A 13539-nucleotide genomic window follows, 5' to 3' on the forward strand; every position below is an offset into this window, starting at 1 on the left:
GTGGTGTCTTTGCGGACGTCATCGCCGGCAAGCCGGCTCATACAGGGGATGTGTTGGCCCGTATTGCACCACCCAATTCGCAGGCCTGGGCCTAACCCCCGATCTGCAAAAACTTGAATAGCCGCCGCCGCTCCGGCAGGCTGGCATGATTAACGACCCAAACCGGGAGAGACAGACACAATGGCACTTATCAGCATGCGCCAGATGCTGGACCACGCAGCCGAGTTCGGCTACGGCGTTCCAGCCTTCAACGTCAACAACCTTGAGCAGATGCGCGCCATCATGGAAGCCGCTGACAAGACTGACTCCCCGGTGATCGTCCAGGCTTCGGCAGGTGCCCGCAAATACGCCGGCGCGCCGTTCCTGCGTCACCTGATCCTGGCGGCAATCGAAGAATTCCCGCACATTCCGGTGTGCATGCACCAGGACCACGGCACCAGCCCTGACGTCTGCCAGCGTTCCATCCAGCTGGGCTTCAGCTCGGTGATGATGGACGGTTCCCTGGGCGAAGACGGCAAGACGCCGACCGACTACGACTACAACATCCGTGTTACCCAGCAAACCGTCGCCTTGGCTCACGCCTGCGGTGTTTCGGTAGAAGGCGAGCTGGGCTGCCTGGGTTCGCTGGAAACCGGCATGGCCGGTGAAGAAGACGGCATCGGTGCTGAAGGCGTTCTGGATCACAGCCAGATGCTGACCGACCCGGAAGAAGCTGCTGACTTCGTCAAGCGCACTCAGGTTGACGCCCTGGCCATCGCCATCGGCACCAGCCACGGCGCGTATAAGTTCACCAAGCCGCCTACCGGCGACGTGCTGGCCATCGACCGCATCAAAGAGATCCACAAACGCATCCCGAACACTCACCTGGTGATGCACGGTTCGTCTTCGGTGCCACAAGACTGGCTGGCGATCATCAACCAGTACGGCGGCGACATCAAAGAAACCTACGGCGTACCGGTTGAAGAAATCGTCGAAGGCATCAAGCACGGCGTGCGCAAGGTCAACATCGACACCGACCTGCGCCTGGCTTCCACCGGCGCGATGCGTCGCCTGATGGCCACCAACCCGAGCGAGTTCGACCCGCGTAAATTCTTCGGCGCGACTGTGACGGCGATGCGCGACGTGTGTATTGCACGTTATGAAGCGTTCGGTACGGCCGGCAACGCTTCGAAGATCAAGCCGATCTCGCTGGAAGCGATGTATCAGCGTTATCTGAAAGGTGAGTTGAACGCCAAGGTCAACTAAGACCCGGCGCATAAAAAAACCCGCAGCGATGCGGGTTTTTTTATGGGCTGGGATTTTTGCGTGCAATAACTACCCAAACGTCAGAGAAAATGGCGCTGCCGCTTGCTCAATGGCACTGACTACATGAGGCGCTTGTTCCCGATACTCGGGATGGCGCTCGAGTACTGCTTCAACCGAGGCAAGCAATTGCTGAATGCGCTCTCGGGGTCGCTCGATCTCGCAGGTGTGCGCAAACTCCAGCAGTCCTTGTCGTGAGGCAAACATTGACTTGTTGCCCGCCAGATCCAACGCCAAAACATCTTCCGAAATATAAGCCGTGGTGTTGACGATGTCGTAGGCCGGCGCCAGGCTTGCATCGCGACGCGTAGGCTCGGAATAGAGCAATCCAAAGTTTTTCAAGTGAGCGTCGCCATTCCCGACAATACAGCTCAGGGCAACGCTGTCGAAGAGTTGATCAAGGGAGGTGCGTACATGTTTAGTCGGGCAGAACACGCGAATAGCCTTGGCGATTGCCGCGTAGCTTTTGCTGTACTTCTGGTGGGCCGATAGCCCCATCAGCACCGCCATGTCTTCAAATCCGATTGGGTTGAGCTGGTCGTCACGATCAAAGCGACGCATGACAAACAGCTTGGCATTATCGGAAAGGTAAAACGGCGGAACGGGAATGCCGGCCTCCTTCGCAATGGACATGCAAAGGAACTCGTTGATTGTTAGACCGGGAAATTCCTCACGGCCATTTTTGATGATCAGGTCTGAAGTTTTCGAGGTCACTCGCGGTAATCCGGTTCCCTGACGTTCCGGTACCAACACCTTGGGTTGAACGCCGGAAATACCGGCACGCAGAATGTAGCGATCAAGAATGTCAGCGAAGATATCTTCCGTGCCGTCCCACGTCAGAATCTCTTCGAGTTTTTCCCCTGGAAATTGTTGCTCCTCCAGCAAGGCGTCAACCGTTTCAGAGCGCACTTGAACCCTGCCAATGGGTGAAGTGCTGCCGGAAAGAGCCAGCAAAAGCATCGGATCGACGTTCACAGTCTTGGCCAAGCGATTGCGCAGTTGCTCCAGTACATAGCCTTCCGGCAGGTTCATCTGGAAAATGGGGTGGAGTTCGCGCCGACGAAACTCGTCATGCCTTACTGGCATCGACAAGCTGATAGCCATTTCTGGCGAGGCATTATCGTGATAACGGAAGGTGAAGTCGTCGGCATCGCTGAAAAGGCTGCCGCTACGCCCCTCGGGTGTGCTGACCTTGAGAGAAGTCATTTTCATTCGAATAAATCCCCAAGCTCCTCAAGGGTCGGCATTGCGGCTGGAACGACAGCAAGCTCACAATCCAGGGCGCCGAGGACACGCGCATAGGCGATCATGCCGACAGACAGAGTGCCTTTCTCTACTGCGATGACTTTGTATCGAGTCAGTCCCGCGAGGTCGGCAAGCTGTGCTTGCGTAAGGCCGCGATTTATACGTTTTTCGCGTAATTGGCCGCCAAGACGGCTGATCAATAAAAAATAATCCATGTTCCGTTACCGTAACATTAATATTTGAATGTAGTGTATTCGCAACATTTTATCCACTTTGTATTTGCCTCCGATGTACCGGTGAGTGGAACGCCAAGGTCAACTGATACCCGGCGCATAAAAAACCCGCAGCGATGCGGGTTGTTTTATGGCCGAATCATCCTCATCTGTAGCAGCTGCCGAGCCTGAGTGCGGCTCGGCAGTTGCTACAGGGGAGATTGATGGGGCTACTTGTCGTGATCAATATCCAGCTTGCTGAACGTCACTTTGCCGCCTTCGCTGGTGTATCCGGTGTTGTCTTGCACATAAACCCCGGCCTTGAAGTACAGCGGTTTTACCCGCCACGTCGCGCTGATATTGGTATCCCACTGGTAACCCGCCGCACTGATACCCAGTGCACCGCCCCGGCTGAGGTGGATGAGGTAGGAAAACTCCTGATCCATTTTTACCCCCGTGGCAATGGTGATCACCCGACCTTCGCCGTCATCGGGGTGCATGCGCACTTTGGCGACGATGTTGCCGGTTTTGGTGCTGGTCTTGTACTGATACTCGACTTTGACCAAGGGCTTTTGGCTCTCATAGGCGTGGATCTGGCCAATGACGATCTTCCCCGAGCTTGGTACCTGATTTACGGCCAGAGTGGCGCGCAGGGTATTGTCGGCGTCCGGGTAGAGCCAGTTTTTGAGGGTGCCGTTGCTGTAGGTTTCTCGCAATTCGGTGCGCGGATACTTCGCGTTTTCGGTTTTGGTGCCGGTCACCGGCGACCAGAAAAACAACGTGCCGGTGTCGGAGTGAAAGTATTGATCCTTGAACCCTTTCACCAGTTTGGCTGTTTCAACGGTGTACGGCGGGTTGCCGACGGGAACACTGAGGTTCCAGGATGCGAGATCGATCATAGGCAAAGCTTCCACGGATTTTTGCAGCACGCACGTACCAGAAGCTCTAGCACGCGCCTGGAGGGCAGCCTTTATAAGCGTAGAAGGCTTATTTGTTAACGCCTGCCTGACAAATGGATGACGTCAAAATCCTGTTAAAAGGCCATCTTTCCCGGTTTCAGGGGCCTGTGGGGGTGACCGTTAGTCGGCAAATGGACTCATTGGTTAAATGATGGCGTACTGATATCTTCTGCTTTGACCATTCCCGGTCTAGAGTGAAGACTTGTTATTTGTCCGGTTTTCACGAGAAACCGGCCTGACGCCCCGACAAGAGAAGCAGCATGGAATGCGCGCGCACTACGCCAGCCGACGGCACCTCAACTCTTTTAATCGTCGATGATTACCCTGAAAACCTGATCAGCATGCGAGCGTTGTTGCAGCGTCAGGATTGGCAGGTCATTACCGCAGCGTCCGGTTTTGAAGCCCTCAGCCTTTTACTGGAACACGATGTCGACCTGGTACTGCTGGATGTGCAGATGCCGGGGATGGACGGTTTTGAAGTGGCGCGCCTGATGCGCGGCAGCCAGCGAACCCGCCTCACGCCGATTATTTTCCTTACCGCCAACGAGCAGTCTCAGGACGCCGTGATCAAGGGTTACGCCAGCGGTGCGGTGGATTACCTGTTCAAACCGTTCGACCCGCAGATTCTCAAGCCCAAAGTTCAGGCGTTGCTCGAGCACCAGCGCAGTCGCCGGGCATTGCAGCGCCTGAGTCACGATCTGGAGGTCGCGCGCGCCTTCAATGCCTCGGTGCTGGACAATGCGGCCGAAGGCATCCTGGTGGTCAGCGAGGACGGCCTGATTCGCTTTGCCAACCCGGCCATGTCGCGGCTGCTCAATGCCACGCTGCAAGATTTGCAGGGCAAGGAATTTCTCGATTACCTGCAAAAACCGCATATCCCGGTGTGGACTGATTCCGAGTTGTTCGCCGGTTACAAACGCGGCGAAACCTTGCGCCTGCATGACGCACTGTTGCGCACCGCACCCGGTCAGCAGGTGCCTGTGGCATTGTCCTGCGCGCCGCTGCCCGCCGAGCAACGCGCGATGGTCGTGACGGTGCTGGACATGTCGGTGGTGCGCCACCTGCATCAGCAACTGGAATTCCAGGCGGTTACCGACCCATTGACCGGTTTACTCAATCGCCGTGGTTTCTATCAAACAGTGGAAAACCTGCTGCTGCGCGGTGAGCGCACGGACAGCGCTTGGGTGCTGCTGTACCTCGATCTCGACGGGTTCAAGCGGGTCAACGATTCCCTCGGCCACGATGCCGGCGACCGGGTGTTGCGTTGGGTGTCCGAGCAATTGAAATCCTGCCTGCGGCCCTTCGACATTCTCGCGCGCATGGGCGGCGATGAGTTCACGGCGCTGCTCGATCTTGAGTTTCCCGAGCAAGCGGCGAAGATTGCGGAAAAGCTGATCGAACGGGTGTCGATCTGTCAGCAGATCGATGGCCTGGACATCGCACTGGGTGCCAGCATCGGCATAGCAACCTACCCGGATTGCGGGGCTAACCTTGATGGTTTGATGCGCGCGTCCGACATCGCCATGTATGAAGCGAAGCGGGCGGGTCGTCAGCAATATCGTTTCTATGACCACGACATGAACGGCCGGGCGCGTTCGCGATTGATGCTCGAAGAAAGTGTGCGTACTGCCATCGAAAATCGTGATTTCAATCTGGTGTACCAGCCTCAGGTGGCCATTGCTGACGGCAAGATTCGCGGGTTCGAAGCGTTACTGCGCTGGCAGCATCCGAGTGTCGGCGATGTGCCGCCCGGGCTATTTTTGCCGTTGCTGGAAGAGGCGCGACTGATCAGCCGTCTCGGCAGCTGGATTTATCATCGCGGTGCCGGTCAACGCAAAGCCTGGGAAACCCTGTTTGCCGAAGACCTGGTGCTTGGCGTGAGTTTGAGCAGTACCCAGTTTGGCATGCCCAACCTGGTCACCGAATTGCGTCAGGTGCTGGAGCGCCATGGCTTGCAGGCCCGACATCTGGAAGTCGAGGTCACGGAAGAGGCCCTGATGCACAACCCCGAGGAGACCCGCAAACAACTGCGCCTGTTGCGTAACCTCGGCGTACGGGTGGCGCTGGATGATTTCGGTTCGGGGCCGTGTTCGCTGGCGCATCTGCGAGATCTTGAGTTGGACACGCTCAAGCTCGACCGGTACGTAATCTCCCGGTTGCCAGCCTCATCGCGGGATGCGGCGCTGGTGCGCAATGTCATCGACTTGTGCAAGGAATACGCAATTCTGGTGATCGCTGAAGGGGTGGAAACTGTTGAGCAGTACGAATGGCTGCAAGCCAACGGTTGCGAGTATGTGCAAGGCTTTCTGGTGGCGCGGCCAATGATGGCCGAAGAAGTCGGCGACTTTGTGCAACCGTTCGACTGGAGCACGCTGATAGGCTGAATTCGCTACACTGGCGACCTTTCCGTAACCGATGTTGCCCGCCCCGATGACCGCGTTGAAATACCTTCAGGCCTATCCCGTTGATTTGCAGGACCAAGTGCGCCGGCTGATCACCGAAGGTCGGCTGGGCGAGTACCTGGAAAAACGCTACCCGCAAAAGCATGATGTGCAGAGCGACAAGGCTTTGTACGCCTATGCGCTGGACCTGAAGCAGGAATACCTGCGCAACGCCCCGCCCATCGACAAGGTCTTGTTCGACAACCGCCTGGATCTGACCCACCGTGCCCTGGGCCTGCATACCACGATTTCCCGGGTGCAGGGCGGTAAGCTCAAAGCCAAGAAGGAAATCCGGGTCGCCTCGCTGTTCAAGGAAACGCCCGCCGAGTTCCTGAAAATGATCGTGGTGCATGAACTGGCGCACTTCAAGGAATCGGATCACAACAAGGCGTTCTACAAGCTGTGCGAACACATGTTGCCGGGGTATCAGCAGGTCGAGTTCGATTTGCGGGTGTACCTGACGTGGCGGGAAATGCAGTAGCCAAGGAGTGTGTGGATGGACGTCAGCAAGACCAAAAGTAGCTTCTATCGCCGTTTGTACGTGGCGTACCTGATCGACAGCGGGCTGGCCAGCAGCGTCCCGGCGTTGACCGAAGTGACCGGCATGCCCCGGCGGACGGCGCAGGACACCATTGCCGCGTTGGCGGATCTGGATATTGTCTGTGAGTTCGAGCAGGAAGAGGGCGCGCGCAACCATGCCGGGCGGTATCGGATTCGCGAGTGGGGGGCAATTGATCGGGACTGGATCGAGCGTAATCTGCGGCAGGTTAAAGCGGTGCTTGAATACCCTTAATGTAGGAGCGAGCCTGCTCGCGATGAGGCCTTCAAGGACGACGCATTCCGATGTGTGGAATGTCATCTTCCAGGTATTCCTCGCCCGCCACGACAAACCCGTACCGTCCGTAATACCCCTGCAAATGCGCCTGCGCTGACAGATAAACCGGTACGTCCGGCCAGCGCTTTTCAGCTTGCTTCAACGCCTGCGCAATCAACTCATGACCCAATCCCTTGCCGCGAGAGCCCGGCGCGGTAATCACCCGCCCGATCACAACATCACCGCCCTGTAGCTCCGGATCGAGCAACCGCAGGTACGCCACCAGTCGATCGCCTTCCCAGGCCATCAAGTGGCAGGTGTCACCTTCCAGATCCTGACCATCCACGTCTTGATACACGCATTTCTGCTCAACAACGAACACCTCTGCGCGCAGCTGCAGAACGGCGTACAGCTGCTCCTTGCCGAGATCGCTGTGGTGTTTGCAGATCCAGTCGATTGTCATCTTCACATTCCTTTACCCGATGGCCCTGATACTAAGCGCCCGGACGGAAGTTGTCTTTATGGCGGAGAAATCTGTGACAAAGGCCAAAATGCCATCATTCATTTCGCGCGGCGTTGTCTTCTTTGTGTAATCTGGGCTGAAGCGCTGTGCAGTGGCGTCGATAAGCTAGTGTTAGTACCTGGGTTGTGCCGGTACGGGGCCTTGGCGTTTTGGCTGAAAACACGTCGGGCCACCCGCCCGCTAAGGATTGTCGAGCATGCTGCGAATGCATCGAGCTTTGGTCTTGATCGGATTGCTGTTACTGGCCCAGGGCGCCGCCGCCGAAAAGCTGCGACTGGTCGCCGATTCATGGCCGCCTTTTACCGACGCCACGCTGGTCAACGGAGGCTTGGCCACCGACATCGTCAGCACCGCGCTGGCCCGCGCAGGCTTTGCCAGCGATTTTGAGCAGGTGCCGTGGGCGCGGGCGCTGATGGGGGTCGGCGAGGGGCGCTACGATGTACTGGTAAACGCCTGGTACACCGATGAGCGGACCAAGCTCGGCCAGTTTTCCGGCGAGTACCTGCTCAACCGCGTGCGCTTTCTCAAGCGCAAGGACGCGCCGATCGAATTCAATAACCTGCAGCAACTGCACACCTACCCGATTGCGGTGGTGCGCGGTTATGCCTATTCGCCGGCGTTCGATGACGACGCGTCGCTGCAGAAAATCCCGGTGCACAGTTTCGCCATGGCCGTGCGCATGGTCGCCGCCGACCGGGTGAAGCTGACCCTGGAGGATGAATACGTGGCGCGTTATTACCTGGCCCGGGAATCGGCCAAGGTGCGCAATGCCGTGGAGTTCTTGCCCAAGCCGCTGAGCGAAAACAGCCTGCATATTCTGGTCAGCCTGAAAAACCCGCAGCATGAGCAGATTGTGGCCGGTTTCGATCGGGAGATTGCGCAGATGAAGGCGGATGGCAGCTATGCGCGGCTGATGAAGCAGCATGGGATGTGAGGTGTGGCTGATGGCCTTATCGCGAGCAGGCTCACTCCCACATAGGAATGCATTTCAAATGTGGGAGTGAGCCTGCTCGCGATAAGGCCGGTCCAGCCAACACACATCTCAATCCTCGCGGGTGTCTTTGATCAAGTGCGCTGCCAGCGTGCGCAACGGCCCCAACTGCCGGCAGATCAGCGCCAACTGTGTCTGCACCAGGCGCTGGCCTTCATCGATCTCGTCGGGCATCTGCTCCAGCTCGTTGGCCAGCGACTCTTCTTCATCGCTCTGAATCGCAATCGGCAGTTTGCTCGCCAGGCCTTGGGCAATCTCATCAATGCTCGCCGCGAGTTTCACCCCGGCTCCCTCGATCAAGTGCTCTCGCACGTCAGCCGGCAGCAAGGTTTCGCGGTGTGCGCCGAGCCCGGACAAATAGCTGAGCAACGTGTGTGACAGCACCAGGAAGCGAAACCCGACATCGGCTTCCTTACGGAAATGCCCCGGCTCCATCAGCATGTTCGCCAGCGTCGTCGACAGCGCCGCGTCGGCGTTGTGCGCGTTGCGTCGGGCCAGTCGATAGGCGAGGTCGTCGCTTTTGCCGGCGGCGTATTGCTGCATGATTTGACGCAGGTAAATGCTGTTGCAGGTCAGGGTGTTGGCCAGCACTTTGTTCAGACGACGGCCTTGCCAGTCCGGCAGGAACAGGAACACCGCGAGTCCGGCGATCAGGCTGCCGAGCAAGGTATCGAACAGCCGCGGCAGGAACAGCCCGTAACCGTCGCCCACCTGGTTGAAGCAGAACAGGATCATCAACGTGATCGCCGCCGTCGCCAGGGTGTAGCGGGTCGTTCGGTTGGTAAAGAACACAACGCCGGCAGCAATCGCGAAGCACGACTGGATCAGCGGGTTGGGGAACAGGTCGAACAGCGCCCAGGCCAGGGTCAGGCCGATGGCAGTGCCAATGATTCGCTGACCGAGTTTGCGTCGGGTCGCGCCGTAGTTCGGCTGACAGACAAACAGCGTGGTCAGGATGATCCAGTAACCCTGGGACGGGTGAATCAAATGCACCATGCCGTAGCCGATGCTCAACGCGAGGGGCAACCGCAGGGCATGGCGGAACAGCAGCGAGGTCGGCGTCAGCTGCGTGCGCAAACGAATCCAGACGTCCTTGAGACTGCGTGGCGAACGGTCGAGCAGGCTGCTGTCGGTGGCGTCGGCGAGGGCGTCCGGGTTGCTCGCGTCGCTGAGCAAACGGTCGAGCGTGCCAAGGTTGGCGGCCAGTGCGCGCAAGGATCGCAGCAGTCCGCGCCAGGCCGGGTTGCTCTGGATACGCAGGTGTTCGAGGGAGGCGTGCAAGTCGCTGAGGGCTTCGGCGAAGCTGGCGTCATAAATGAACGGCTGGCGCATCTGGATCGATTCCGCCAACGCCCGGCATGCCTTGCCCTGTTGGCGCAGCAGGCGCTGACAGCGGAACAGCACGTCGCTGTGGAAAAAGGCCTCGGCCAGGGCGTTATATGGGTAGTGCGAGGAGCTGGCGCGCTCGTGGATGTCCTGGGCGAGGAAGTAAAGTTTCAGGTAGCGGCTGACTTTCGAGCCCGGCCGGCCATTGCCGACCCGGTGCAGAATGATCTCCTTGGCCGCGTTCAGTGCCGCCACGACCCGACCGTTCTGCTGTGCCAGTTCCAGTCGGCGCGCTTCCACGTCCATCTGCCGGATCGGCTCGAACAGCGACGATTTGAGCTTCAGGTAAAAACCCAGTTCACGAAACAACCGCGCCAGGCTTTGCTGCACCGGCTGATTGGAAAACATCGCCTGCCACAACACTGAGAGCAAGCCGTACCACGCCGCACCGGCCACCAACAGCACCGGTTCGTGCCAGAAATCGGTCACCGCACCGCCGCGCTGGTCCACGCCGATCATGGTGTAGACCGACAGAATCAACGTCGCCGAGGCAATCGCGCCATAACGTTCGCCGAGGGCGCCGAGCATGGTCAGGCAGAACGCTGCGAGGGCGAAGGCGAAGATGAAAAAGGTGGGGTAGGGGAACAGCAATTCGACCGACAGCGCGGCGACCAGGAAACACACCAGGGTCACGGCGAGCGAATTGAGGCGGCCTTGCCAACTGTCGTCGGTCTCGGCCAGGGCGCTGGCGATAATCCCGAGGAACAACGGGATCAGCAATCCCATTTCATCCTGATACCAACACAGCGCCATGCTGCCGGTCAGGGCGATGAACACGCGCACGCTGTAACTGAATTTATCCAGTGCCCATAGGCGACGCAGAGACTGACGAAATGGGGTCGATGACATGAAGTGCGAGGGCCTTCCGAGGCAATGACGCTAAATTGAGCCAGTAATGACGCCGACGCAATGGCGCCGATCACATCTGACAGCAAAATCTGTTCCCTTAAAGCTCAACACTCCTACAGGGATTTGTGTTTGTCACGCGAATTGCGCGGCCGCGTAACCCGAGGCCCACGCCCACTGGAAGTTGAAACCGCCCAGATGCCCGGTCACGTCGAGTACTTCGCCGATGAAATACAACCCTGGGCTTTTCATCGATTCCATGGTCTTGGACGAAACTTCGCGGGTATCGACGCCGCCCAGGGTCACTTCGGCCGTGCGATAGCCTTCGGTGCCGGCCGGTACCACTTTCCAGCTCGCCAGCTTCTCGGCGATGTCGGCAATTTCCGCGTGGGTGTACTGCTTCATCGGTTTGGAAACGAACCAGTTGTCCGCCAGCAGGTTGGCCATCTTCTTGGTGAAGATCTCGCCGAGTAGGGTTTTCAACTCGCTGTTCGGGCGTTCGGCCTGTTGCTGTTGCAACCAGCCCGGCACGTCGTGATCCGGCATCAGGTTGATTTCGACCGTGTCGCCGGATTCCCAGAACGAAGAAATCTGCAAAATCGCCGGGCCACTGAGGCCGCGATGGGTGAACAGGATGTTCTCGCGGAAACTCTGCTCGTTGCAGCTCACCAGGCAATCCACCGAGGTGCCGGACAGCTCGGTGCACAACTCCTTGAGCTGATCGGTGATGGTGAAAGGCACCAGGCCGGCGCGGGTGGGCAGTAGCTCGTGGCCGAACTGCCTGGCGACCTGATAACCGAAACCCGTAGCGCCCAACGTCGGGATCGACAGGCCGCCCGTGGCGATCACCAAGGATTCACAGGTGGTCTGGCCCAGCGTAGTGTCCAGCAGATAACCGCTTTCCAGCTTTTCGATGCTCTGGATCGAGGTGTCCAGGTGCAGGCTGACGCCGACCTGATCGCACTCGTTGAGCAACATGTCGAGGATGTCGCTGGATTTGTTATCGCAGAACAGCTGGCCGAGTTTTTTCTCGTGGTACGGCACGCCATGCTTGGCGACCATGCCGATGAAATCCCACTGGGTGTAACGCGCCAGTGCGGATTTGCAGAAATGTTCGTTGTGCGAGAGGAAATTGCCGGGTTCGGTATACATGTTGGTGAAATTGCAGCGGCCACCGCCCGACATCAGGATTTTCTTGCCGGCCTTGTTTGCATGGTCGAGCAACATCACCTTGCGCCCGCGCCCGGCGGCGGTCAGCGCACACATCAACCCTGCGGCGCCAGCGCCAATGATCACGACTTCGGTAGAGCGCAAAACGGTGTCCTCATACAAATTTCAATTCACCGGCAAACCAATGTGGGATCTTCGTTGAGTCGAAGTTTTCTTACAAAATACGAACCCGCAGCGAGCGGCCTTTGATCTTGCCTTCGTTCAGGCGTTGAACCGCCTGCTTGGCAACCCCGCGTTCCACTGCCACATAGGCCTGGAAATCGAAAATCGCGATCTTGCCGACTTGTGCGCCTGGAATCCCGGCATCACCGGTCAATGCACCCAGAATGTCGCCCGGACGCACTTTGTCTTTACGACCGGCGCCGATGACCAGCGTGCTCATTTGCGGCAGCAACGGACCGCCGCCCTGGGACGTGAGGTTGTCCAACTGATCCCAGCTCAACGGTGACTTCTGCAGCTGCTCGATGGCCTGGGCGCGGTGCGCTTCGGACGGGGCGACCAGACTGATTGCGATGCCTTTTTCACCGGCACGACCGGTACGGCCAACACGGTGAATATGGATTTCCGAATCACGAGCCAGTTCGACGTTGATCACCATGTCCAGCGCATCGATGTCCAGACCGCGAGCGGCGACGTCGGTGGCAACCAGCACCGAGGTACTGCGGTTGGCGAACATCGCCAGCACCTGGTCACGATCACGCTGTTCCAGATCGCCGTGCAGGCCGACGGCGGAAATGCCCTTCGAGGTCAGGTGATCAACGGTTTCCTGCACTTGCTGCTTGGTGAAGCAGAACGCCACGCAGGACGCCGGACGGTGATGCGCGAGGACCTTGACCACAGCGTCCATGCGCTCGTCTGGAGAAATCTCGTAGAAGCGCTGCTCGATCTGCGTGTCGTCGTGGAACGCTTCGGCCTTCACTTGCTGTGGGTTGCGCATGAATTTCGACGCGAGCTGCTTGATGCCCACCGGATAGGTGGCGGAGAACAGCAGGGTCTGGCGACGCTCCGGGCACTGGGCGATGATTTCTTCGATGGAATCGTAGAACCCCATGTCGAGCATGCGGTCGGCTTCGTCGAGGATCAGCGTGTTCAGGCCGTGAAGAATCAGCGAGCCTTTACGCAAATGCTGCTGGATGCGACCCGGCGTGCCGACGATGATGTGCGCGCCGTGCTCCAGCGAACCGATCTGCGGGCCGAAGGACACGCCGCCACACAGGGTCAGGACCTTGATGTTGTCTTCGGCACGGGCCAGACGACGGATTTCCTTGGCGACCTGGTCAGCCAGTTCCCGCGTTGGGCAAATGACCAACGCCTGGCAACCGAAGAAGCGCGGATTGATCGGGTTCAGCAGGCCGATACCGAAGGCCGCGGTCTTGCCGCTGCCGGTCTTGGCCTGGGCGATCAGGTCCATCCCCTTGAGGATCACCGGCAAGCTTTGCGCCTGGATCGGCGTCATCTGGGCATAACCGAGGGAGTCGAGGTTAGCCAGCATGGCGGCGGACAGCGGCAAAGTATTAAAAGCGGTGGCGATGGTGGTCACGGGACTGGCCTGCAAAACAAAATGTCGCGCAGTGTATCAGTCCCGTGGCC

At 58.5% G+C, this 13539-nt stretch carries 12 protein-coding genes; 5 read left to right on the plus strand and 7 right to left on the minus strand.

All coding sequences use genetic code 11. From position 1 onward, the window contains the following. Positions 1–180 precede the first annotated feature (180 nt). Positions 181–1245 (plus strand): class II fructose-bisphosphate aldolase, encoded by a 1065-nt coding sequence (gene fba, locus ACYZT4_RS22980; RefSeq protein ID WP_046045276.1) that lies wholly within the window; start codon positions 181–183, stop codon positions 1243–1245. A gap of 69 nt (positions 1246–1314) precedes the next feature. On the opposite strand, the gene ACYZT4_RS22985 is transcribed toward fba, so the two are convergent. The 3 genes from ACYZT4_RS22985 to ACYZT4_RS22995 form a co-directional block, all read right to left on the minus strand. Continuing rightward, positions 1315–2514 carry a type II toxin-antitoxin system HipA family toxin gene (locus ACYZT4_RS22985; RefSeq protein WP_461983119.1) on the minus strand — a complete coding sequence of 400 codons (1200 nt, stop codon included), beginning with the start codon at positions 2512–2514 and terminating at the stop codon, positions 1315–1317. Further along, complete coding sequence (locus tag ACYZT4_RS22990; RefSeq protein WP_461983120.1) at positions 2511–2762, minus strand: helix-turn-helix domain-containing protein; 252 nt, start codon at positions 2760–2762, stop codon at positions 2511–2513. The genes ACYZT4_RS22985 and ACYZT4_RS22990 overlap by 4 nt, the downstream gene beginning before the upstream one ends. 227 nt (positions 2763–2989) lie before the next feature. Continuing rightward, positions 2990–3658, minus strand: a complete 669-nt coding sequence (locus tag ACYZT4_RS22995; protein WP_461983121.1) for a polysaccharide lyase family 7 protein — start codon at positions 3656–3658, stop codon at positions 2990–2992. Between the two features lie 320 nt (positions 3659–3978). On the opposite strand from ACYZT4_RS22995, the gene ACYZT4_RS23000 reads away from it, so the two are divergent. From ACYZT4_RS23000 to ACYZT4_RS23010, 3 genes are read left to right on the plus strand one after another with little or no spacing between them, the layout of a single operon-like run. After that, positions 3979–6102, plus strand: coding sequence for a putative bifunctional diguanylate cyclase/phosphodiesterase (locus ACYZT4_RS23000; RefSeq protein WP_461983122.1), 2124 nt, complete (start codon positions 3979–3981; stop codon positions 6100–6102). Positions 6103–6148: 46 nt separating this feature from the next. Further along, a complete protein-coding gene (locus ACYZT4_RS23005) occupies positions 6149–6640 on the plus strand; it encodes a M48 metallopeptidase family protein (protein ID WP_461983123.1) in 492 nt (163 codons plus the stop codon). A 15-nt stretch (positions 6641–6655) separates the two neighbouring features. After that, complete coding sequence (locus tag ACYZT4_RS23010) at positions 6656–6952, plus strand: winged helix-turn-helix domain-containing protein (protein ID WP_461983124.1); 297 nt, start codon at positions 6656–6658, stop codon at positions 6950–6952. A 31-nt stretch (positions 6953–6983) separates the two neighbouring features. Here ACYZT4_RS23010 and ACYZT4_RS23015 read toward each other — a convergent pair whose 3' ends face one another. After that, the gene (locus ACYZT4_RS23015; protein ID WP_461983125.1) at positions 6984–7436 is read right to left on the minus strand and encodes a GNAT family N-acetyltransferase; all 453 of its coding nucleotides are present in this window, start codon (positions 7434–7436) and stop codon (positions 6984–6986) included. Between the two features lie 256 nt (positions 7437–7692). Here ACYZT4_RS23015 and ACYZT4_RS23020 point away from each other — a divergent pair, with 256 nt between their 5' ends. Beyond that, positions 7693–8430 (plus strand): substrate-binding periplasmic protein, encoded by a 738-nt coding sequence (locus ACYZT4_RS23020; RefSeq protein ID WP_461983126.1) that lies wholly within the window; start codon positions 7693–7695, stop codon positions 8428–8430. A gap of 108 nt (positions 8431–8538) precedes the next feature. Here the strand turns inward: ACYZT4_RS23020 and yccS are convergent, their stop codons facing one another. From yccS to dbpA, 3 genes are all read right to left on the minus strand, one after another. Then, positions 8539–10722 carry a YccS family putative transporter gene (yccS, locus tag ACYZT4_RS23025; protein ID WP_461983127.1) on the minus strand — a complete coding sequence of 728 codons (2184 nt, stop codon included), beginning with the start codon at positions 10720–10722 and terminating at the stop codon, positions 8539–8541. Positions 10723–10854: 132 nt separating this feature from the next. Then, the gene (locus ACYZT4_RS23030) at positions 10855–12033 is read right to left on the minus strand and encodes a BaiN/RdsA family NAD(P)/FAD-dependent oxidoreductase (protein WP_461983128.1); all 1179 of its coding nucleotides are present in this window, start codon (positions 12031–12033) and stop codon (positions 10855–10857) included. 70 nt (positions 12034–12103) lie between these two features. Continuing rightward, entirely contained in the window at positions 12104–13441 is a 1338-nt protein-coding gene (gene dbpA, locus ACYZT4_RS23035) for an ATP-dependent RNA helicase DbpA (RefSeq protein ID WP_461988768.1), read from the minus strand. Positions 13442–13539 lie beyond the last annotated feature (98 nt).

The sequence above is a fragment of the Pseudomonas sp. GB2N2 genome (genome assembly GCF_054897705.1).